We start from the raw sequence: 22,503 nt of genomic DNA, 5'->3' as shown, positions 1-22,503 counted from the left end.
ACCCTTAAGTAGCAAAGGCTCTAACAGAATCAAAAGCCTGTTTTATTAGAATTGCTTTTTTTAATCTCCATGATTCTTGCGTAGCAAGGATTATGGAGATTATTTTTTAGTATTTTATCATAGTTAGTCTGAAAGAGCCTTTATTTTTTTGACATTCTGGTTTAAAAGGGTTGAAACTGTTGCCTGTTAAGTGTTGCCTCTCCCCACCACAAGACTTATTCAACAGACCCTAAATAAAGGGCGGGTTTTGTTGTTCAGTTATCGTTAACTAGCCCAATTGAGTCCCTAAACCCGCCCCTACATTCTTGCTCCCCTCTCCCCAGAGTGGGAGAGGGGTTGGGGGTGAGGGGTTTCTTTAACTTAAAACGCATAACCTCAGTGCGCCCCTACATTATCCCCCATAAAAATCATCGCTCCATCGGTGTCCAATCCCCCGATGGAATAAACGCCGCCCAATAATACGGATGCTGATACTCTCCACTCTCTAACATCTCCAACTGTGTCTGACGCAACGCCTCACTTCGTCCCTGATTTTCCCTTAATTTCTGATAGTATTTCACCATTAAATCCTTCGTCGCCGTATCCGAAACCTTCCATAAACTCATCACCTGACTCTCCGCCTCCACCACTGTCACCGACGCGGAATCCAGCTAAAATTAATCCAGATAGGAGTAAGGGGTTATTATTAATTGTGCCTGCTCCAGCTTCCGATTGGGGATTGGATTCAAAGAAGCCGTGAGTGGCAATATGTAAAATTGAGGGACTATTGACCTGTTTTACCGCTCGTTCCGTTGCGAACTCTCCCATCAGTGGGGTAATATTTAATAACTGACCAATCGCTTCCGCTTCCTCAGCAGTTCCCGGAAGCGGCGCAAAGGTTTTTTTGGCTAAATCAATAAAGCGAATGTCAGCAACGAATTCACCGGGACGCTGAAAATAGGGGTCAGCAATGAGTACGGGATTATCGTGACTGGGAGAAGGATTTTGGAGTCGCAGTAAGTCCCGTCCAGAGGTAAGATAAGTAAAGGAATAGGTTTCCACTAAATAGCGGTTACTTTCATCAACTAAAGCTTCAAAGGGAATCAAACTGAGAGCGCCCTCGGGAGCAATCAGGATATGGCGAGAATCGCCAATCTTTTCTCGAATCGGTGCCATGATTGCTTGGTCTAATGCACGCGCCGATTGTTTAATTAGGGGAATGGGAAGTTGAGTACCATTTTGGAATAGTTGGCGAAAATCCGTTATTTTTTTCTCAATCGTATCCGCTGCACCTAAATCAATCGCTTCCGGTTCTCCTGTGGAGGAGAGAATATAAGCCGCATAACGCGGTGCATCATAACTATCATCACTGGGATTGTAGGGTTTGTAGCGTACCAGTTCCACTAATACCGCATCGTCGGGAATTAAAGGTTGAATGGTTTCAATAGTGACGGGTTTCGATTCAAGCCGGAATTGTTCACTTTGGCGAGACAGTTGATTTTCCAATTGTTGCACTCGTTGTTCTACCGAGGCGAGTTGAGTGCGGTAGTCTTCTGAAGCTGAGACTATATCATTGTCTGATGTCTTATATATTAGGTTAGCCAGTTGACTATAAGCCTCAGAGAGTTCATCTAACAGCGCCTGATTCTCTGGAGTCAGGTTTTGGCGCAGGCGTTGCAGACTATTGGTGGAAACATCTAAAATGCGTCCCTTGCGTCGGAAGATGGTGGTTAAGGCTAACTTAGCCGCTTGGGGATTATTGGGAGCAGAATGGAGATGGAAGGAGGGAGCAAATTGGGTACTCCAGAACATTGTTTGTAAATAATCCCGTTTCTGGCGTTCATGGTCTTCCCCATGCACGCTCTGATAAAGCCGTAGCATCCGTTCGGCTAAGGGAATCGCCTCATTATATTTCCCTTGATTGTAGAGTTGTTCAACTTGCTGATAGAGTCGGTTGGCTTCAGCTAAGTCATCGGTGGAGTTAGCGATGAGGGAGTCTGGATGGGGGAGGGAAGAGGGAGGCGGTGATTGACTGAGGGCGATTTTGGGGAGGGATAGGGATAATCCCGCTAGGGCAAGAAGGCAGAAGGCAGGAGGCAGGAGGCAGGAGGGGAGAAAGCTGATACCGTAAGATTTTACACTGTTTTTAACTGGAGAGTTACTTCCGCCGCACTGCACTAGGAATATGTTGGTGATGAGTAGGAGTGTGGATGGAGTTGTCTGGTTTATCATAATGGTAGTCTCCCTAGTGTTTGGTCATTTGTCATTCGTCATTTGTCATTTGTCATTTGGGGGGGGCGATTTTGAGGTTGATGGCGCTAAAGCGCAACTACAAGCGCAACTACAAGCGCAACTACAAACAAAAGTAACTTTCATCGCGCTAGCCTGGCGCGATCGCACGTCACGTTATGATTATCTGGGATTCCCCCAATATCCATTCGTAGGGGCGGGTTTAGGGACTCAATTAGGTGGCTTAACGATAACTGAACAACCAAACCCGCCCTTTATTTAATGGCGATTTTGAACGTAGGGGCGCATAGACGTACACCCTTTATTCAATCGATAATTCCATAAATATCAATCTATTGTCGGGGCGGGTTTAGGGACTCAATTAGGTAGCTTAACGATAACTGAACAACCAAACCCGCCCTTTATTTAAACCCCACATCCCCGAATCCGATTCAGATACAGTTGAGCCACTCTATCCCTAGGACTCAACCGTAAAACCTCTTCAAACCCTTGTGCGGCTTGCTCAAAAATCTGGAGATGATAGAACGATAACGCTTCAGTAAACAATTGCAATGTTGCCAACTTCCCAGCTTTTATCTCCGGAGAATCCGCATCAAAGACTTCATAAACTGTGACTAATTCCGCTTTTCCCTTAACCTGTACCTGACCAATTAAACGAATCGCATAGTCAGTTGGATGCTGTAACCCTAAAAACGTATGATGGGAAATTAACAACGACACGCCATACTCCTTCGTCAATCCTTCCACACGAGACGCCAAATTCACCGCATCACTGATTACCGTCGTATCCATGCGATTGCATCCGCCAACTGTCCCCAACATCAAGGAACCTGTATTAATCCCGATACCAATTCGCAGGGGACTATCACCCTGATTCCGGCGTTCTTGATTATACTCTCTCAGTCGATGCAACATGGCAATTCCGGCGTTCACCGCATCATTAACCTCACCGCCAAAGAGTGCCATAATCCCATCGCCAATATACTTATCGATAAACCCTTGATTATCCACAATCGTCGGTTCCATACATTGTAAATAAGAATTAATCAATTTAAAATTCTCATCCGGTGTGATTGTTTCCGAGAGTTGGGTAAAATCCCGAATATCAGAAAATAACACCGACATTTCCTTCTGCACCTGATCCCCGACTTGCACCTCCACAATACTGTCCTTATCCAAAAACTGGAGAAATTGACGCGGCACAAACCGGGAAAATGCCAGATTCAGTTGAGAGAGTTTTTGGGTAAATCGTTCTTGTTCAGCCTCAGCTTGGCGACGTTCGGTAATATCTTGAAAGGCGACAATTGCATAGATAACATTCCCCTGTTCATCAAAAATAGGTGTTCCCCACGTTTCTATGGGAATAATTCTATCGCCCTGGTGAATTTCAATATTATCCGCTGTCGTATATTCACCACGCAAGGCTTTTACCATGGGTAATTTATCATTAGGATAAAGCTGCTTTGTTCCAGCAACATAGTTTTGATAAATTTCAGCAATTTCATCATAGTTTAAATCGGGTAAAATTCCTTTGCCGAGTAACTCCTGCGCCCGTTGATTCAAGTAGTGACTTTTGCCCCGATTATCGATAACAGCGACTCCCACAGGGACGGCTTCTAAAAGTTGACTTAATCGACTTTCATTGCTGCGAATTTCGGCGTAGAGTTTAGCATTATCAATCGAGATTGTGGCTTGAGATGATAAGAGTTTCAGCAGTTCTAGTCGGTCTGAGGTAAAAGCACCTGTCGTTAAAGTATTTTCTAAATAAATCAATCCAGATAGTTTGCCTTGATTCAGCAATGGACTACACAAAATAGACTTAGACTGATTTTGGATCACATAGATATCCTGGGTGAATTTACCCTGATTCATGGCATCATGTAAGACAACGGTTTCGTGGGTACGCGCTACATAATTAATAATACTTGTTGCCACAGCGGTACTACTTTCTACTGGAATAGACTGTAACACCTTAACCGTCTCCTGATTCACCGCCGCCTCCGCTTCAATCAGCAGTTTTCCCTGAGTGGACAGAATCAAATAGCCTTGAGTTGCACCTGCATTTTCAATCAGAATTTGCATGAACTTTGCCAGTAATTGATCCAAAAGGATTTCTCCTGATAACGCTTGGGAGGCTTTCAGAACACTGGTCAAATCTAAGCGAGACGAATCACTGCCATCAGAGGTTTGAATAAAGGGATTCACGTCGGAGGTTTTTCTGTCGGCTGAACGGAAATTTGCCCGCCGTTCAATTAACTGAGAATGGCGTTTTTCTAAGTCCCTAACTTTAGCGTTTGCCCCCCAGCGACTATAGCAATAATGCGCTTTAGTCATATAGGTTTGAGCAATTTCTACTCGATTGAGACTCAGATAAAATTCGGCGGCGCGTTCATAGGCTAAGGCTTCTTCTTGGATATACCCATGTTCTCTTGCCCCTTGAATCGCGTGGTCATAATCGTCCATTGCCGTGAGAAAATCTCCTAGAATTCGTGCTTTCTCTGCTGCCACTAAATCATACTTGTGCTGATAGTTCATCGGGGCATAATTCGCCCAATTTTGCATTTTTTCTTGATTAGCAATGACTTGATTTAAATACTGTTCTTGTTCAGAGGGTTCTACAGTGGGATACTGCGCCAAGAGGATGAGTGAATTGTAGAACAGATGAATCGCATAAACGATTAATCCCTGTGCTGATCCGGCAAATGCCTCAGTCTGATGGGTTACGGAAATCGCTAAATTAAACTCTTGAAATAAATAACTGAGGATTTCTTTGGCTAAATAGGCAAAAAAGAGTAAGGTATGATTATTGGTTTGGTGTAAGTAGGGCAGAGTTTCCTGTTCATCAAAGCTATCCCCCCGCAATTGCACCACTGACTCGACTTCTCCAATTAAGTTCAAGCAGAGTTGTCGCCAAAGTTGGGTTAAATAAAGGGAAAATGTATGGTTAATTTTAGAGAGGGATTTAATATAGTGTTTATGTTTTTTCTCGACAACATCCAAGGGAGTACCAATAAAAAACGAATAGGTACAATCATTGGTCATGCAATAACCCGCATATTCTAAATCCCCGGTTTCCAATCCCGATTGAATTGCCGATCGCAAGGGAATTAAGGTATCCTTAGCATGGGCTTTCCAGTGGTGGATATAGACGTTAAATAGGTGCAGCACTTTACACTTAAGCGCCTTCGCCTCTAATTGATCTAAGAGTCTCAGCGCCAATTCCCCGGCGTAATAGCCTTCCTCTATTTTCCCCAAGATTCCACAGAGAAGCAATCCGTACACTGAATAGGCGTAAGTAGACTCTGGCAAAAGCCCATAGGTTTGACAAAGATTGACCATGGTTAAGATTACCTGGAACAAGAGTTCCGGCTTGGCTAAATAGGTAGCTGACGCCACAGTAACTAGTATTCTCATTGCCGCTTTTTTCTGCGGATCAGTCATTTGGGGAAACTCGTCTAAGTCGGTGAGCGCGGGTAATTCAACTTGTCCATTTTCTCCGTTAGACTCGACTAAAAAGACATCCAGAATTTCCAGGGTTTCTAAGCCAATATCAATTGCCTGAAGTAGCTGATTTTGGGCGATACTAATCTGCATCATTAGTTCATAAACTTTGACGCGATCGCCCAATGCATTGGCTTGGTCTAAAATAACTGTTCCCAACTGCTTTGCCTCGGCAAAATTTCCTCGCAAATAGGCGGCTTCGGCAGCTTCATAATAGAGGCTTACTGTCAAATTATACTGAATCTGCCAGCTATCCGTGGCTAACAAATTTAGTCCTGTATTTAAATAATTAACCGCAGATTCATAAGCAGTGGCAGCTTTGGCTTTTTGTCCAGCTAGGAGATTCAATTGAGCCAGTTCATTTCTCTCAGACTGATCCGTGATTAATGGGATAGCCACATTTAACTGATTAACAATATCAAATAGTTTCTCGTCCTGCTTTTCTGGGGGAATTGTTTTCAGCATAAACTGACCAATTCGCAGGTGAATGGCAGATTGATCCGTTTCAGAAATTAACGAATAAGCAGCTTGTTGAATTCGGTCATGAATGAATCGATATGAAGGATTAACCGTGACACTGATTGGTGATGTAAGAGAAGGGAAATTGTCATTCGGATCATTGTCAGTGAAATAACTAGACGTGGTAAGTACAGCAGATTGAATAAACTTGTAATCTTCACCGAGAGGAATAATTAGTCCTGCTTGAACCGCCTCCCATAAATTAATCGCTGTTTCTAACGGTGATTTATCATAAATAGCGGCTAAGGTGGTTAAATCAAATACATTACCAATCCCAGCCGCAAGCTGTAAAGTTTTCTGGGTATTTTCGGATAATGTTTGTAGTTTTTGGGCGATAAATTCAACAACATTATCGGATACCGTTTCCGCCGCAATTTCTTGAATATCCCATTGCCATGATCCCGAATCAAAATCAAATTGAAGTAACCCTTGGTTATAAATAGAGGTTAAGAACTGAGTAGCAAAGAAGGGATTTCCTTGCGTTTTGTCCCAAACTAATTCTGCTAGCGGTTTCACCTCCTCTAAAGAACAATCCAGCGCATCGGCAATTAGCTGATTCAGGTGGATCAACTCTAAGGGATTGAGATAAATTTTATTGACCGTTACCCCCAGGTTGGGACTCTTCTCTAGTAGCTGATTTAACGGATGAACCGGGTTAATTTCGTTATCCCGATACGCAGCAATAATTAAAAGATAACGACTATCGATATCAGTCAGTAACCGTTCCAACAAATCCACAGACGCCGAATCTGCCCATTGCAAATCATCCAGAAAAATAACCAAAGGATGTTCTGCTTGAGCAAATACCTGGATAAACTGAGCAAACAATCGATTAAAACGATTTTGCGCTTCTGTCGCGGGAAGTTCGGGTACAGGAGGCTGTTGACCGATAATCAGTTCAAGTTTAGGAATAACGTCAATAATAACTTGACCATTAATACCAAACGCCTCTAACAGTTGAGAACGCCAATCGGCAATTTTGGCTTCACTTTCCGTTAAAATTTGTCCGATTAAGTCAGAGAAGGCTTGCACCAAAGACGCGAAGGGACTATTTTGTTTAAATTGGTCAAATTTACCGACGATAAAATACCCCCGTTTTTGCACAATTGGTTGGTGAAGTTCCTGAACTAATGCCGATTTGCCAATCCCGGCAAAACCAGATACGAGCATTAATTCTTTGCTCCCATTAGCCACACGGTTAAAGGCGGCGAGTAAGATTGCTAATTCAGCGTCTCTACCATAATTTTTTTGAGTAAATTGGAACTTTTCAGCGACATCATTTTCTGCAACTGGAAAGGGTTCGATAAAACCATTTGCCTCTAATTGCATCAGACAAATCACTAAATCCGCTTGAATTCCCAAGGCACTTTTATAGCGTTCGTCTGCTGTTTTTGCGAGGAGTTTAAGCACAATGTCTGAAACCGCCTGGGGTATCTCTCCCACTCCCTTACCTTCCTGCATCTGTTTACTCCCGTCTAAAAGATGGGGAGGTTTAGGATATTTCGCCAGATGGCAATGCACTAACTCCATCGCATCTTGAGCCTCAAAGGGGAGGTTTCCGGTCAACAATTCATAAAAGGTGACACCCAGAGAGTAAAAATCTGTGCGATAATCCATATATCGGTTCATTCTGCCCGTTTGTTCCGGGGAAATATAGGCTAAAGTCCCTTCAATAACGTTGGGGTTTTGTAGAGTAGGATTTTCTCGACTCAAAACACTGGCAATGCCAAAATCAATCAGTTGAATTTGTCCGGTTTGGGGATTGTAAACAATATTACTGGGGTTAATATCTTTATGGATAATATTAGCGGCGTGGATTTGATTTAAACTATCGGTTATTTTAATGCCGATGTCGAGAAACTCAGCCAGAGTCAGTGGATGGTGATTCAGCAATAGCTGTAAAGAATCGCCGCCGAAATCCTCGAATATAATGACTACGTTGTTTTGATACTGTTCTAAGCGATAGGCTTTGACGACGCCTGCCAAATTGAGACGGCGGGTAATCTGATATTCCTGCTTATATTTGCGAATCTCTTCCGGTGTAGGATAATTAGTCTTCAGGCGTTTGAGGATAACCGCTTGCTGATCCTCTTGGCGAATTCCTCGATAGACAATTGATTGAGTGCTTTCATGAATTTGGCATAAAATCTGATAACCGGGAATGTTAAACATAGATGTGATTTAAGGGAACAGGGAATGGGCAATGGGCAATGGGCAATGGGCAATGGGCAATGGGCAATGGGCAATGGGGAACAGAGAAGCACAATCAGGTATATAAACTGTTAAAACCAATAATTTTATAGGAATAAAAAATTATCGATAATTATTTTTCATTCATCTGCCTTGGAACCCTCTGCTTTCTACCTATTCAAACAGCGTAACTGATAAATTCGAGCCACGCTATCTTCAGGGTTTTGGCGCAAACACTGTTCAAACAGACTGGCGGCTAGGTCAAGCTTACCCAGATTATAAAATAACAGGGCTTGTTCAAAGGTGGTTTTTGTGACTAACTTAGCCTGTTGCATTTCAGATTCATCGGCATCAAAGACTTCATAAACACTCACCGCCTCAGATTTCCCCTTAACCTTAACTTTATCAATCACGCGAAAACTATAGTTATTGGCATTATTGAGCTGGCAAAAGGTGTAGTGAGAAATCAACAACGGTACGCCATACTCTTTGGTTAATCCTTCCATCCGATACGCTAAATTAACAGCATCACTAATTACCGTACTATCCATGCGCGATGCACCGCCTACGGTACCCAACATCAACGAGCCAGTGTTAATCCCAATGCCAATGCGAATCGGCACATAGCCAGTTTTGGTACGATGACTATTATACTCAGCCAGCCGATGCAACATGGTAATTCCCGCCTTAAGTGCATCATCCGCATTACCACTAAAGAGTGCCATCATGGCATCGCCAATATATTTATCAATAAACCCCTGGTTATCAATAATTGCGGCTTCCATGCGACTAAAATAGGAATTAATAAACTTAAAGTTATCGTCCGGGTTCATTTTCTCGGAAAGAGTGGTAAAATTACGAATATCAGAAAATAACACCGACATGTCTTTTTGTACCTGATCACCCAGTTGCACATCGACAATACTATCTTTCTCTAACAACTGAAGAAATTGACGGGGAACAAAGCGGGATAGGGCTTGATTGAGGGCAAAGAGATCCGTGGTAAACTGAAGGCGTTCGGCTTCAGCTTTTTTGCGTTCCGTGATGTCTTGAAACGCCGCGATCGCGAAAATAATAGTCCCGTCTTGATCAAATATCGGTGTTCCCCAAACCTCTAGGGGAATCACCTGATCCCCGTGGCGGATTTCTAGGTCATCAGCCGTGGCAGTTTCACCCTGAAGCGCTCGCACAATCGGTAACTGATCAAAGGGATAAAGTTGATTGGTTCCGCTGCGATAAATGTGATAAAGTTTAGCTAATTTTTCCGCATTGACTCCCAGGGGGATGCGATGTCGGGTTAACTGTTTTCCCTTACAATTAATATAGTAAAGACAGCCTTGATGATCCAATACCGCCACACCCACAGGCATGGCTTCCAGAAACTGCAACAGTCGTTTTTCACTATCGAGTACGGCTTGAATTGCCTGATTATGCAACTGGGCAGTAACGGTATCCGAATGTTCGGTTGTCGTTTCCAGCAGAATTTCTAAATCGGCATTTTCCTGCTTCAGGGCGGCGATTTCCTGACGCAGACTGGCATTCTCTAAAATAAGCTGCTCTATAGAGGGGTGGTTAGGTTGCATAGGTGCGATCGGCGTTTTCCGGACGAGCTATAGTTTTCATATCAATCTGTTCAGCCTTATTTCGGAAAAAATGTCATTTGTCATTCGTCATTGGTCATTGGTCATTTGTCCTACTCGCGCAAGCAAAAAGCAAGCTACGTCAAGTCGGGGCGGGTTTATTTACATCTGGGTGCAACCGAAAAGATAGTAGTGAAACCCGCCCCTACACAATCTTCCTCATCTTCCCTATCTCCCCCATCTCCCCTCCGCCCCTTTGCCCTAACATCTTTCTGATGAGGGAAGTCAAAATGCATCGGGCGTATCACGCTTAAATGGAATGGCACTGACTTAAAATTTAGCCCTGAACTAAAGTTCGGGCTAAAAGCTCAAACCCGTTAAAACGGGTTAAATACTTACCTAGTAGGCTTTAGCTCACTTGAGCTTCGACAGGGAAATTCATGTCTTGGCTATACAAGTCAGCAATATTCCTCTTAAGCGTGCCATTCCTCTTAAATGACAGGTAACTATGGGAGGATGAGGTGCGCCAACTGTTAATTCAAGTGCCACGAGGACAAGGGAATAAGGTTCTCGATATGGCTAAAGCTCATCAGGGAACGAATCTGGCACGGTTTGAGGCGTCTGATACTGAGGGAAAGCTAGATTTTGTGATTGCTTATGTTCCCAATCGTCAGGTTGAGCAGTTACTAGAAGCCCTAGATACGCTTCCGGATTTACATCTAACCCTAGTCCCTCGGGGGATGATGCCCCTCAAACCACCCCCGTCGGAAGCCCCTGAACAAGTGAAAGAGGTGCAGCTACGCAGCCCCCTGGAGATATTTTTAGCGGGGTTGCAGAGTGTTGGTTCTTGGAAGGGATTTCTGGGGTATGCGGCTTGTGCGGGTGTGGTGGTTTGGATTGGGTTGTTTACCAATACCATTTATCTACTCACCGCCGCGATGCTGATTGCACCCTTTGCCGGACCTGCTATGAATACCGCGATCGCAACGGCACGAGGCGATTTATATTTACTTAAGCGTAGTATGATCCGCTATGGTGCAGGGATTGGCGTGACGGTGGTTGTGGCGGGGATTTTGAGTGTGATTATGCAACAGCAAGCACCCACCAGTCTGATGATGGGGAGTTTTAAGGTATCATCAGTTACGATTCTCCTCCCCCTCATTGCCGGAACCGCAGGGGCGTTGAATCTAATCCAATCTGAACGCAGTAGTCTAGTTTCCGGAGCCGCCGTTGGTGTGTTAGTCGCTGCATCCTTAGCCCCAGCCGCCGGATTAGTGGGAATGGCTGCCGCGATCGCACGCTGGGATATGGTGGTAAATAGTCTGTTCCTGCTTGTACTTCAATTAGCTGGGATTAATTTTTCTGGCGCGATTGTCTTCCGTCTGGTGGGGCTTTCCGCCACGGGCGCTCGCTATAACCGGGGAAAGCGGTGGCTGTTTCCTGTGGGGTTGGGGATTGGGGCGGTTATCATGGCAGGGTTGTTAACCGCGCAACTTTGGCAGGAACCCACGTTACAGCGAACCACACTCGAACAGCGTACCTCAACGGAGATTCAGCAGGTGGTGCAGGAGAGTGAGTTGGCAAAACTGGTACAGTCGAATGTACAGTTTACGCCGACTAAAATCGAGGGACAAAATACGCTACTGACGATAGTTTATGTCCAGCGTAACCCGAAAGTAACGGCTTCTACGGAAACCATTCAGACGCAGTTAACCAAAGCAATTCAAAGCCATTTACTACAGATGGATTTTAATGTTACCCCCTTAGTCCAGGTGAATGTGTTGGAATTGCCAGATGTTTCAGAAAAATAGGGGAATGGGTGTACAACAATTATTCGAGATCGCAGACACTTCAGTGTTGAACGTATCATTAACTACGCTGCTAGCCTTAATCTTCGCCATACTCCTGGCGCTTGTCCATCTATTTGGTGGACAAATGCGCTTTCTTGATGTGATTCCTCGCAGTCAGTGGTTATCATTCGCCGGGGGAGCATCGGTGGCGTATGTTTTTGTGCATTTATTGCCAGAACTCAATCAGGGACAGCGAACCATTGAACAGACAGAAGGATTCGCGATCGCGTTTTTGGAAAGCCACGTTTATTTAGTCGCGCTTCTGGGATTAACTATATTCTATGGCTTAGAACATCTGGTTAAAGTATATCGACAAAATCAGCACAAACTTAGCGGTATACTCTCTCAAGGAATCTTTTGGTTACACATTGGCTCGTTTTCCCTTTATAACCTGTTAATTGGTTATCTACTGATTCATCGCGAGGAACCCGGATTCAAGAGTCTCTTATTCTTTTTTATCGCCATGGCGTTGCACTTTTTTGTCAATGACTATGGATTGCGGGATCATCACAAAGACGCCTATCATCGGGTAGGGCGCTGGGTTTTAGCGGGTGCAATTTTATGTGGTTGGGCAATTGGACAAGCTACGGAAATATCTGAAGCCGCCCTAGCGGTACTGTTTGCCTTTCTAGGTGGCGGAATTATCCTGAATGTGATTAAAGAAGAACTACCCGAAGAACGGCAAAGTCGATTTGGGGCATTTGCTTTGGGTGCAACTGCTTATGCGGGTTTACTCATTTTGGGTTAAATTTTTAGTTGGGTCTTGAAATATCGATGGCGAATCAAGCACTGTCTTCGGATTTTCCATATTTAGCGTAGACCTGTTGAGGGGTAGCTGGCATTACGTTATAGTATTCTTCGCTACCGTTGCTCTTGCCAATCGGAGCTTGGTATCCACAGACAAACTCGGCTGTGCCGTCACTGAAGATATAAGCCCCACTGTAGTAACCCTCTTGCTCAGGATTACCAAAGGTTTCTTTTATAATTTTGGTTCTGTTGTTCATTTTTTTGCTCATCGAAAATCTCCTTCTCAGTAGTCGGACACAATTAAATACTCCTCCTTATCATAAAGCCTTTTCTGATATTTAATATTAAGTTTAATGTCAAAGAAAACGGAACTCAGCAATCCTTATCCTTTAAGCAACCTGAATAACATCCAAATAAGGCTGGTGGGCAGTGCCCACCCTACGGTATATTATAACAATCTAGCTTATTGGCTAAGTCTTTGAACCCGTTTAAACGGGTTTTAGCTTTTAGCCAGAACTTTAGTTCTAGGCTTAATTAAGATTACCTAAATCAGTGGGGAGGGCGGGTTTTGTTGTTTATTTATTGGTGACAAGTAGTTTGAGTGGCTAAACCCGCCCCTACAATTGACTTATTGATTTTTATCACTAACTGTGGTTACACCAAGCGACACTCTAGGGCATCGCACCGTAATCTTTGAGTAATTGTTTGATATACTTTTCTTGAGCAAGTTGTAGTGGAGTTTCACCGTCAAAATTCATCACATTAACCTCTGCGCCTCTAGCGAGCAACTGCACGACTAATTTAGACCAGTTATTTCTGACAGCTTTATGCAGTGGAGTATCGCCATCATCAGCTTAGACCCTATTTGGCTTGCCTGATGCAGAAGAGTACCATGGGAATAATAGGCTGTATTAATCGGGTTTAATATCTCGATGAATGACAGGCGGTGTTTGCTGATGTAAATAAACCAGGATGTCTAAGACTTGAATAGCAATCTGGCGAATCTCCGTTTCATTCCCCCGCCACCCATTTTGTACCGATTCGGCTAGTGAGCATCCGGGGGCAAATTGTTGGATAATATAGAACGTGCGATCGCGCGGTGTATCTTGATAGAAATAATCCAGATACCGAGGAATCCCCGGATGATTCAGTTGAACCAACACCTGCGCTTCTCGTTCAAACTGTTCAATGGCTTTCCCATCATTAATCTGGCGCAGTGACAAGGCTTTCAGGACAACTCGTTCTCCGGTGTCTAACTCTTCGCCAAGATAGGTGATACTGCTTTTTCCCTGTGCCAAGGGTGCTAAAATACGATAGTGTTGAACAATCTTATTCTCTGGCGCTTGTAGTTGTTCCATAGCCGCGTAACTTGTAACCTGATTGATGGAGTTGTCGCCTATGTTGCTATGTCAATGACTCACTCTATGTAGAGTATACCCAAATTTGTTGCCAATTCTGTCACCCCCAGAAAATTTTAAGTGAAGTGGATTACTATTCTTATCATTAAACCAAACTTTATTAGCCATGTCGTACAGTGACTTTACCCTCTATGAACTCAAAAGCCAATTTAATCTAATTATTCAGGAACGAGTCGAATTATTTAACCCGGTAGAATCAGTCATCCCCAGCCCCATTTTGCAAGAAATTCTCGCGGAAAATATTCCTCTAGCCTTAGAAATAGATACAGAAAAAGCTCGTTCAGAATTAATTCTTGCCCCTATCCTGGTTGAACTGCGGAAATCATTCAATCGAAGGATTAGTATTTTTTCGGGATCAGAGTTTACCGTTGACAAACAGAAAGGACTCAACGGTAAATGCGATTTCCTGATTAGCCAGTCACCCGAACAATTATATATCAATGCTCCTGTCGCCACCCTAGTTGAAGCCAAAAACGATAACATCAAATCAGGCATCGCTCAATGTATTGCTGAAATGATAGCTGCTCAACTATTTAACCAGCAGAGAAATCAGCAAATTTCCTGTATCTATGGCGGAGTTACCACAGGGAGTAACTGGAAGTTTATGAAATTAGTAGATAATACCGTATCCCTTGAAGCAGGAGAACACTTTATTGGTAATATAGAACTTATTCTGGGCATTCTAACTCAGATTATCCATACTACGTTTCCCCAGACGTAATCAAGCAGCTTTATGGGTCTTCCGTAGTTAGTGTGCTAAATTGTTAGTTTAATTTGCCGGAGTATTTGCCATAAAGGTGTATTGATTGGTTCGCTAGTTATTCCCGTCGATAAACCGAATTGAACCCGTGACGAATGACGAGTGTATATACCTAAAATTATTGCCTTTCCCCCGAAAAAATGCCAGATAATCCCAACACCAGTCAAAATACCTTACAACTATCCCTAACTGCTTTACGGGAACAGGAATTGCAACGCCTGCACAATAGCTTACGCCAAGGACAACAACCGATGGCAGATTGGCAGGGAGGTTCTTTGGCGGTGTCGGCGGTACCGGGTGCGGGGAAGTCTACGGGAATGGCAGTGGCGGCGGCTATTGCGATCGCACGCTATCAACTTCATGGTAAACGACAATTAGTCGTGGTCACGTTTACGCGATCGGCGGCGGCTTCAATTAAGGGCAAAATTCGCGAGTATCTCAAGCCACTACGCTTACCCCAAAATAGTTTTGTCGTCTATACGCTGCATGGGTTAGCCCTGAATATTGCCAACCGCCATCCGGATTTATCGGGGATTAATTTAGATACGCTGACGGTTGTTACCCCCAATCAAACTCACCGCTTAATTCGGGCTTGTGTAGAACAGTGGATTGCCTCGAATCCGCGCCGTTATTCCCTATTATTGGAAGGCGTCAGTTTTGATGGGGAAGAAACGGAACGATTGCGGCGACAATCGGTATTAAGAACCGAAGTGTTACCGTCTTTAGCTTATACCGTGATTCACGAAGCCAAAAGTTCGGGATTATTACCGGAAGACTTATGGGTAATCAGTCAACAAACCAATGACCCTTATGACATATTAGCGATCGCGGCGGGATTATACGAACAGTATCAACGAGTCGCGCGATCGCGAGACTTTATTGATTATGATGATATGATTCTGGCAGCCTTGCGAGTGCTAGAGAATAACACCGTGCGTCAACTGTGGCAACAGCAATTCTTTGCCGTCTTTGAAGACGAGGCACAGGATTCGAGTCCCCTCCAATATCGCTTATTACAAACCCTAGCCACTGATCCGAATAATCCTGCGATTCCCCTCAATTTAATCCGGGTGGGTGACCCCAATCAAGCGATTAACTCTACCTTTACTCCAGCTGACCCCATTTATTTTAATCGCTTTTGTACCCAATGCCAGGAACAGCAGCGCCTAGCTACCATGGATCAAGCGGGTCGTAGTACACCGATTATTATTAATGCCGCTAATTTTAGCTTAAATTGGGTGAATCAAACCTATACGCAAAACCAGGATGAATCTACTCGTCCCTTTCGTCCCCAAACCATCCACCCCGTACCCCCCGATGACCCCCAAACCGACGCCAATCCCCAGCCAGAGGGGAGAGGGTTAGAGATTTATCAACCCAGTGATATTTATCAAACGGTAGAATTGTTGGGACAACGAGTAATAGACCTATTCACCCGCAACCCAGACCATAACGCCGCCGTCTTAGTCCGAGAAAATCGTCAAGGTAATTTTATTGCCCAGAAACTCGACTATCTCAAACGCCAACATGGAATTGAGGTGTATGATGTCCAAGGGAGCGATCGCCATTCCCACATTCCCATTGAAATACTGGCATTATTGCAATTTATTGACCGTCCCCATTCTCCCGATTACCTCAAAGCCGCATTAGACGTTCTAGTTAAACGCCAACTGATTCCCACCCAAGACTTAAACGCCCTCGCCACTTATCCCGAACAATTCCTCTATCCTGGACCCCTTGACCCCACTCAATCCCCTGGAGTCAGTCAAGCCGCCAGATACTGTCGCAGTCTCTTACGGGCGCGTCTAGAACTACCCCATTACCAGCTTATTTCCTTTTTAGCCCTCACCTTACAGTACGACCAATCGGAACTCGCCACAGCCGATAAACTCGCCGAACGAGTGGTCAAACAAACCTATAGTAGCAGCGCCATGCCTGCTACCTTAGCCGCATTAAGTGAAATTGTCTCCTCCGAACGGTTTGAACCCGTAGAAACCGACAACGCCGACTCTCGCTATCTACGTCACCGTCAACTCACCATCATCACCATGCACAAAGCCAAGGGATTAGATTGGGACTATGTATTTCTTCCCTTTCTCCACGAAGACACCATTCCCGGTAATCCTTGGGTACCCACAGCCGCCCAATTCTTAGGCGATTTTACCCTAGCTGAAGTCGCCCGGGCGCAAATTCGCGCCAGTTTGCACGAACATCAGTTACCCACCGCCATGGAAGCCTGGGAGAAAGCCGGACAACTAAAAACCGCCGAAGAATATCGTCTATTATACGTCGCCATGACTCGCGCCAAACGACTCTTATGGATGTCGGCGGCACAAAAAGGACCCTTTCGCTGGAATACCTTCAGTGGACAAGCTTCAGATAACTTACAGATAAAAAAGCCTTGTCCCGTGTTACCTGTATTAAGTCGTCGCTTCCCCGATTCAGTGGTTTCTCTGGCGACGAGGGTAAATTAAGAGTTAGCCGGAGTGATGGTCAGTGATTTAGTATCAATGGCACTGAAATAAGCATTTTTGGATCAACGGAACCTTACTATACCGTAGGGTGGGCATTGCCCACCAGCATACCAGTCAGCACCATTCGATTTAGTATGGAACAACAATCTGATGAAGACAGACTGATAAATATACTCCAAAAGCACAGGAACTTGAAACGCTGAGTAATAATACCAATAGAGACGATTCATGAATCGCCCCGACGATAGATTCTAGGCGGTGTGTAACAGAAATTGCTGTAGGGGCGGGTTTAGCCTATCAATGTAGATACTCACCAATAACCTAGCAACAAAACCCGCCCTGACCCCAAATTTATCCTTTCAACTTTTTACCTAAAAGCTGGTTGGTTAATTTGGGATTTGCCCGTCCACTGGTTTCCTTCATCACCTGTCCGACAAAAAACCCTTGCAGCTTGGTTTTACCATTCCGATACTGTTCCAATTTCTTGGGATTAGCGGCAATGACTTGATCAATGATGGCTTCCAGTTGGCTGACATCCGAGATTTGAATTAATCCCCGACTTTCAGCTAGTTCCTTGGCTGAACCGCCTTTCGCTAGGAGTTCGGGGAGAATTTCTTTAGCGATTTTGCCGCTAATCGTATCCTCTTCAATCAACTGAATGAGTTCTGCCAAAACTAACGGTTTGAGCGCAATTTCGGTAATCGCCAGTTTCTCGGTATTCAGATAAGCAGCAATGTCTCCCATCACCCAGTTGGCGACTTGTTTGGCATTGGCATTTGCCGTTACAGCGGCTTCAAAATAGTCCGCCACCAGTTTATCTTCAGTTAAGACGCGGGCATCATAGGCAGAAAGCCCGAATTTCTCTTCATAATGATGCCGTTTCTCAGCCGGAAGTTCGGGGAGTTCACTGCGCCATTGTTCGAGTTGTTCTTTAGAGACTTCAATCGGCGGTAAATCAGGTTCGGGGAAGTAGCGGTAATCGCTAGATCCTTCTTTAATTCGCATACTAATCGTGCGTTGACTTCCTTCTTCCCAGAGGCGGGTTTCTTGGACAATCGGTTCCCCGGTTTCAATAGCTTCAATTTGCCGTTCGATTTCGTAGTCAATGGCTTTTTGAATGGCGCTAAAGGAGTTCATGTTTTTAATCTCAACTTTCACGCCAAACTCCTTTTGACCGACGGGGCGCACGGAGATATTCACATCACAGCGTAGGGAACCTTCCTGCATATTGCCATCGCTGATACCCAGGTAACGCATAATCCGGCGTAATTCTTGGGCATATTCGGCGGCTTCTTTGCCAGAACGCAAGTCGGGTTCTGAGACAATTTCTAGGAGGGGGATACCTGCGCGGTTGAAATCGACGAGAGAGTAGGTGGAACCGGAGAGTCGGTCACTTCCGGCATGGACGAGTTTTCCGGCGTCTTCTTCCATGTGCAGACGGGTGATGCCGATTTTTTTGTCGATGGGGTTTCCGTCGTCATCGATGAGTTCGATTTCTAACCAGCCATGTTCGGCGATGGGGAGGTCATATTGAGAGATTTGATAATTTTTGGGGAGATCGGGATAAAAGTATTGTTTGCGGTCAAATTTACTATAGGGGGCGATTTGGCAGTTGAGGGCTAATCCGGCTTTGACGGCGGATTCCAAAACTTTTTGATTGAGAACCGGTAGCACGCCGGGGAGTCCCATGCATATCGGATCGATGTTGGTGTTGGGGGGAGTGCCAAATTCTGTGGAGGAGTAGGAGAATATTTTGGTGGCGGTGTTGAGTTGGCAGTGGGTTTCTAGACCAATGATGGCTTCGTACTTGGTTTTGGGGGGTGCTGCGGTGGTCATCTGTTTCTTTGGCTATCTCGTTGTAAGAGTTTTGGTCTATTTTAGCGTGGGGGTTGGTTGTTCGTAGTAGGTTCGTAGTAGGCACTTTAGTGCCAGTCTCACTAACCGCCTTGGGTTCAAACCCAAGCTAAAAGCTGGGCGGTTGAAACCGCAGCTACACAAACAAAACCCGCCTGCGCGGGTTTCCAGATTTTTAATTTTGTGTTGATTCTACTGCGCCTAAAGTTTTGAGTGCGATCGCGCTGATTGCAGCGATGATTGGGTCGAGGTTTATCGGGCTCACTGCGGCGAATTCTTTTTTAATGGGGTGATGCGGATTTAATCGTGATCAATCCGGATCTAACTTGTCGCTAATGATCAACCCTCCACAATCACCCGATCGAGAGTGTGGCGAATAATCTCCCGTTGTTGGGCATCATATTGCCAACGTTCCAGAAACGCCTTATAATTTCCCTCTCCGGTGATGGCACTTTCCCGTAACGCTACCACTTTTTCCTGCACTTGAGGTAGATTAATTTTTTCAATTAAATGGATCGTTCGTCTTCGCACTCGATCCGATCCTTGCGCCATGGCTTCATTCTGATTCCGACGGTGGGTAATCGCCATCGCAGCGGACATGGCTAAGTTTTTCACCAACAGTTCAGCGACGGTATCCGGTGAGGATTGCAGGGCTTGAATTACCTCTGGCGAGGGAGTATCCGCTAAACTGTCGTCAGCGGTGAGGTACGTGACAAAAAACCCTCTAGCACCATTTGTGGTTTTCACCAATTGGGCGATCGCACCCGCCGCGTCTACTTGGGAGAGTTCACCGGATGACAGTTGCGTCATCAGAGATTGAGTGAGTGCGATCGCGTCGTCAAAGGTCACGTCTTCTGGAATATCCACCTGATTCCATCTCGTAATAAAATGCTAATCACGTTATCTTGATTCAAAATTACTCCTAATGCAAGCACTTTGGCTGGAAAATAATCAACTGCAACTCCGCCGCGATATCCCCATTCCTCAACCACCACCGGGGGAAGCCTTGGTACGAGTTGTGCAGGCGGGTATCTGCAACACGGATTTGGAATTAATTCGCGGCTATTATCCCTATAAAGGTATTTTAGGTCATGAATTCGTCGGTGTTGTTGAACAAGGACCAACCGAGTTACAGGGACAACGAGTCGTTGGCGAGATTAACGCCGTTTGTGGGCAATGTCACTATTGTCAGAATGGACAATCAACCCACTGCGAAAATCGCACGGTACTCGGGATTGTCAACCGCCATGGTGCGTTTGCCGACTATCTCAGTTTACCGATAGAGAATTTGCATCGAGTCCCGGATAATTTACCCACAGATTTAGCTACCTTTACCGAACCCGTCGCCGCTGCCTTGGAAATTCAGCAGCAAGTCACGGTGAGTTCGACGGAACGAGTGTTGGTGGTAGGCGATGGGAAACTGGGACAATTAGTCGCCCAAACTCTTGCTTTAACTGGATGTGACTTGTTTGTGGTGGGGCGTCATCAGCATAAGTTGGCAAATTTATCGGCACGCGGGATTAAGGTGGGATTAGCTGATGCGATCGCCAAACGTTCTTTTGATATTGCGGTTGAGTGTACCGGGAATCCGGCTGGATTTGAACTCGCCCGCCGCGCTTTACGTCCACGAGGTATTTTAGTGCTGAAAAGTACGTATGCGGGTCAGTTAACCTTTGATGCTTCCTCTCTGGTTGTAGACGAAATTACCCTAATTGGGTCGCGTTGTGGTCCTTTTGCCCCCGCCCTTGAGTTACTGGCGTCAGGACGGGTGGATGTGGAACCGCTGATTCAGGGTCATTATCCGTTAGGAGAGGGACTTAAAGCCGTTGAACAGGCAAAAAGTAAGGGCGTGTTGAAGGTTTTATTGGATATGAGTGATCAGTAGTTTGTCATTGGTCATTTGTAAGGGTTTTCAGGATAAAAACACGGGAGTGTCGTTTATTGGAGTTAAGGATTGGATGAGTGTTACCCTAACCGATGTCAAGTATATTTTGTTGGATATTGAAGGTACAACCTCGGATATTCAATTTGTCCATAAGGTGATGTTTCCTTACTCTAGAGAACGGTTGGAACAGTTTGTTTTAAGCGATCAGAATTTAGATGAGGTGGTTGAGGCGATTAACCTGACGCAGCAGACGGTTAAAGCCGAACAAGGACAAGAGATTGATTTAGAGGGCGCGATCGCGACTTTACTCGACTGGATTGATCGCGATCGCAAACACCCTGCCCTGAAATCGATTCAAGGACTGATTTGGAAAGAGGGGTTCGAGACGGAGGCATTTAAATCACATCTTTACCCCGATGTCAAGCCAAAGTTAGAAGAATGGGCGCGATCGGGGTTAAAATTAGGCATCTATTCATCGGGTTCAATTGCTACTCAAAAAATGTTCTTCAGCCACACAGTCGAAGGAGATTTAACCCCACTCTTTTCTAACTATTTCGATTTAACAACGGGGAGTAAAAAAGAAGCGATGAGTTACGAACAGATTATCGAGGTTCTAGGATTAGCCCCCAATAAAATCGTCTTCTTTTCCGACGTTCCCGCTGAATTAGTCGCGGCGCGAGAGAAAGGGTTACGAGTGGTTCATGTCAAGCGCGAGGGAACCGCATCTTGGTCTGACGTACCCGAAGTAGAATCTTTTCATGAGATATCGCACCATTCATTGTAGAGACGTTGCATGCAACGTCTCTACAACTTCCTTTATCCCTGCTGTATCATCCACACCAAAAAGGCTAAAATTTGCTCAACGGGTGGGAGAGGATAAACAATTAAATCAATCGTGACTTTGGTAGCTTCCAGTTGGAGAAATTGCCATTGGTTACCATTACTAACTGTACCATAGATACATTGAAGCGGTTGTTCCTTAGCGATGTTAAATTTCTGGGCAGCAACCATTTCCGCCACACATTGACCAATTCCCGATTTAAGGTTAGCTTGTTTCGCCTCCACAATCACAACGGCTGGCGCTTCAATGTCTAAAAGTTCGGGGGAACGACTGATCAGGAAGTCACAACGTCCATTAAGCCCCAGTGATTCATCGACGTTAAAGTCTTCACCCGAAAATAAACTAATTTGACGGTTCAAAATGCGCCGCACTTCCACTAAAACCGGACTGATAATTAATTCGGATCGGGCTTTTTCACTCCCTGACGCCACGGCGAGAGGGAGATTTTCTTCCAGAATCGCGGCTAAGGTAGAACTGGGTTGAATCGGGTCAATTTTTGGCAAAAATCTGATGCCTTCGGCTGTCGTGAGATTGAAGGCTTCTTTTGCTTTAGCAAGAGTGGTGAATTGACTGTACGGCATTATTGTCTTATCTAGGAGAATCAGTTCCCATCTCAGAAAACAGGTAAATCTAAAACAAATCCCGGTAAAACATC

General features: G+C 44.9%; 16 protein-coding genes and 1 pseudogene. 7 read left to right on the top strand and 10 right to left on the bottom strand.

The features are described 5' to 3' along the window. Positions 1-407: 407 nt before the first annotated feature. Positions 408-563, bottom strand: a complete 156-nt coding sequence (locus tag RIB93_RS06130) for a CHAT domain-containing protein (protein WP_446371277.1) — start codon at positions 561-563, stop codon at positions 408-410. Then, a complete protein-coding gene (locus RIB93_RS06125) occupies positions 517-2,211 on the bottom strand; it encodes a CHAT domain-containing protein (RefSeq protein WP_446371275.1) in 1,695 nt (564 codons plus the stop codon). Before RIB93_RS06125 ends, RIB93_RS06130 begins: the two co-directional genes overlap by 47 nt. A 1-nt stretch (position 2,212) precedes the next feature. Here RIB93_RS06125 and RIB93_RS06120 point away from each other — a divergent pair, with 1 nt between their 5' ends. Next, a complete protein-coding gene (locus RIB93_RS06120) occupies positions 2,213-2,491 on the top strand; it encodes a hypothetical protein (protein ID WP_446371273.1) in 279 nt (92 codons plus the stop codon). 143 nt (positions 2,492-2,634) lie between these two features. Here the strand turns inward: RIB93_RS06120 and RIB93_RS06115 are convergent, their stop codons facing one another. Beyond that, positions 2,635-8,421: an AAA family ATPase gene (locus RIB93_RS06115; protein ID WP_446371271.1), complete on the bottom strand. Its 5,787-nt coding sequence runs from the start codon at positions 8,419-8,421 to the stop codon at positions 2,635-2,637. Positions 8,422-8,609: 188 nt separating this feature from the next. After that, positions 8,610-10,022, bottom strand: a complete 1,413-nt coding sequence (locus RIB93_RS06110; protein ID WP_446371269.1) for an adenylate/guanylate cyclase domain-containing protein — start codon at positions 10,020-10,022, stop codon at positions 8,610-8,612. A 518-nt stretch (positions 10,023-10,540) separates the two neighbouring features. Between RIB93_RS06110 and RIB93_RS06105 the strand changes: the two genes are divergently transcribed. Beyond that, on the top strand, positions 10,541-11,830 hold the full coding sequence (locus RIB93_RS06105; protein ID WP_446371267.1) for a DUF389 domain-containing protein: 1,290 nt from the start codon (positions 10,541-10,543) through the stop codon (positions 11,828-11,830). Between the two features lie 4 nt (positions 11,831-11,834). Beyond that, entirely contained in the window at positions 11,835-12,617 is a 783-nt protein-coding gene (locus RIB93_RS06100) for a hypothetical protein (protein ID WP_446371265.1), read from the top strand. Positions 12,618-12,651: 34 nt separating this feature from the next. Here RIB93_RS06100 and RIB93_RS06095 read toward each other — a convergent pair whose 3' ends face one another. The 3 genes and pseudogenes from RIB93_RS06095 to RIB93_RS06085 all read right to left on the bottom strand — a co-directional run bounded on the left by RIB93_RS06095 (position 12,652) and on the right by RIB93_RS06085 (position 13,974). After that, a complete protein-coding gene (locus tag RIB93_RS06095; protein WP_446371263.1) occupies positions 12,652-12,873 on the bottom strand; it encodes a hypothetical protein in 222 nt (73 codons plus the stop codon). A gap of 414 nt (positions 12,874-13,287) precedes the next feature. Continuing rightward, positions 13,288-13,452 (bottom strand): annotated as a pseudogene (locus tag RIB93_RS06090) (hypothetical protein); the annotation flags it as partial. A 75-nt stretch (positions 13,453-13,527) separates the two neighbouring features. Beyond that, positions 13,528-13,974 carry a serine/threonine protein kinase gene (locus tag RIB93_RS06085; RefSeq protein WP_446371261.1) on the bottom strand — a complete coding sequence of 149 codons (447 nt, stop codon included), beginning with the start codon at positions 13,972-13,974 and terminating at the stop codon, positions 13,528-13,530. A 166-nt stretch (positions 13,975-14,140) separates the two neighbouring features. On the opposite strand from RIB93_RS06085, the gene RIB93_RS06080 reads away from it, so the two are divergent. Then, positions 14,141-14,755: a hypothetical protein gene (locus tag RIB93_RS06080; RefSeq protein WP_446371259.1), complete on the top strand. Its 615-nt coding sequence runs from the start codon at positions 14,141-14,143 to the stop codon at positions 14,753-14,755. Between the two features lie 179 nt (positions 14,756-14,934). After that, positions 14,935-17,268 carry an ATP-dependent helicase gene (locus tag RIB93_RS06075; RefSeq protein WP_446371257.1) on the top strand — a complete coding sequence of 778 codons (2,334 nt, stop codon included), beginning with the start codon at positions 14,935-14,937 and terminating at the stop codon, positions 17,266-17,268. A gap of 351 nt (positions 17,269-17,619) precedes the next feature. Here RIB93_RS06075 and gatB read toward each other — a convergent pair whose 3' ends face one another. Together gatB and RIB93_RS06065 are read right to left on the bottom strand one after the other, a co-directional pair. After that, positions 17,620-19,104, bottom strand: coding sequence for an Asp-tRNA(Asn)/Glu-tRNA(Gln) amidotransferase subunit GatB (gene gatB / locus RIB93_RS06070; protein WP_446371255.1), 1,485 nt, complete (start codon positions 19,102-19,104; stop codon positions 17,620-17,622). Positions 19,105-19,461: 357 nt separating this feature from the next. After that, positions 19,462-19,989 (bottom strand): hypothetical protein, encoded by a 528-nt coding sequence (locus tag RIB93_RS06065; RefSeq protein ID WP_446371253.1) that lies wholly within the window; start codon positions 19,987-19,989, stop codon positions 19,462-19,464. 58 nt (positions 19,990-20,047) lie between these two features. On the opposite strand from RIB93_RS06065, the gene RIB93_RS06060 reads away from it, so the two are divergent. Continuing rightward, a complete protein-coding gene (locus RIB93_RS06060; RefSeq protein WP_446371251.1) occupies positions 20,048-21,007 on the top strand; it encodes an MDR/zinc-dependent alcohol dehydrogenase-like family protein in 960 nt (319 codons plus the stop codon). A gap of 73 nt (positions 21,008-21,080) precedes the next feature. Then, positions 21,081-21,791, top strand: a complete 711-nt coding sequence (mtnC, locus tag RIB93_RS06055; protein WP_446371249.1) for an acireductone synthase — start codon at positions 21,081-21,083, stop codon at positions 21,789-21,791. 32 nt (positions 21,792-21,823) lie between these two features. Here the strand turns inward: mtnC and RIB93_RS06050 are convergent, their stop codons facing one another. Beyond that, positions 21,824-22,429, bottom strand: coding sequence for a hypothetical protein (locus tag RIB93_RS06050; RefSeq protein WP_446371247.1), 606 nt, complete (start codon positions 22,427-22,429; stop codon positions 21,824-21,826). Positions 22,430-22,503 lie beyond the last annotated feature (74 nt).

Source organism: Coleofasciculus sp. D1-CHI-01 (assembly GCF_040218875.1).
Taxonomy (GTDB): domain Bacteria; phylum Cyanobacteriota; class Cyanobacteriia; order Cyanobacteriales; family Coleofasciculaceae; genus Coleofasciculus.
This window is presented reverse-complemented; position numbering and strand designations above follow the sequence as displayed.

Bases quoted from the DNA above. Each gene is read 5' to 3' on its own strand.
- RIB93_RS06130 (WP_446371277.1), bottom strand. From the start codon at position 563: ATGGTGAAATACTATCAGAAATTAAGGGAAAATCAGGGACGAAGTGAG.
- RIB93_RS06120 (WP_446371273.1), top strand. From the start codon at position 2,213: ATGGTAGTCTCCCTAGTGTTTGGTCATTTGTCATTCGTCATTTGTCAT.
- RIB93_RS06110 (WP_446371269.1), bottom strand. From the start codon at position 10,022: ATGCAACCTAACCACCCCTCTATAGAGCAGCTTATTTTAGAGAATGCC.
- RIB93_RS06115 (WP_446371271.1), bottom strand. From the start codon at position 8,421: ATGTTTAACATTCCCGGTTATCAGATTTTATGCCAAATTCATGAAAGC.
- RIB93_RS06050 (WP_446371247.1), bottom strand. From the start codon at position 22,429: ATGCCGTACAGTCAATTCACCACTCTTGCTAAAGCAAAAGAAGCCTTC.
- mtnC (WP_446371249.1), top strand. From the start codon at position 21,081: ATGAGTGTTACCCTAACCGATGTCAAGTATATTTTGTTGGATATTGAA.
- RIB93_RS06085 (WP_446371261.1), bottom strand. From the start codon at position 13,974: ATGGAACAACTACAAGCGCCAGAGAATAAGATTGTTCAACACTATCGT.
- RIB93_RS06100 (WP_446371265.1), top strand. From the start codon at position 11,835: ATGGGTGTACAACAATTATTCGAGATCGCAGACACTTCAGTGTTGAAC.
- RIB93_RS06080 (WP_446371259.1), top strand. From the start codon at position 14,141: ATGTCGTACAGTGACTTTACCCTCTATGAACTCAAAAGCCAATTTAAT.
- RIB93_RS06060 (WP_446371251.1), top strand. From the start codon at position 20,048: ATGCAAGCACTTTGGCTGGAAAATAATCAACTGCAACTCCGCCGCGAT.
- RIB93_RS06075 (WP_446371257.1), top strand. From the start codon at position 14,935: ATGCCAGATAATCCCAACACCAGTCAAAATACCTTACAACTATCCCTA.
- RIB93_RS06095 (WP_446371263.1), bottom strand. From the start codon at position 12,873: ATGAACAACAGAACCAAAATTATAAAAGAAACCTTTGGTAATCCTGAG.
- RIB93_RS06125 (WP_446371275.1), bottom strand. From the start codon at position 2,211: ATGATAAACCAGACAACTCCATCCACACTCCTACTCATCACCAACATA.
- gatB (WP_446371255.1), bottom strand. From the start codon at position 19,104: ATGACCACCGCAGCACCCCCCAAAACCAAGTACGAAGCCATCATTGGT.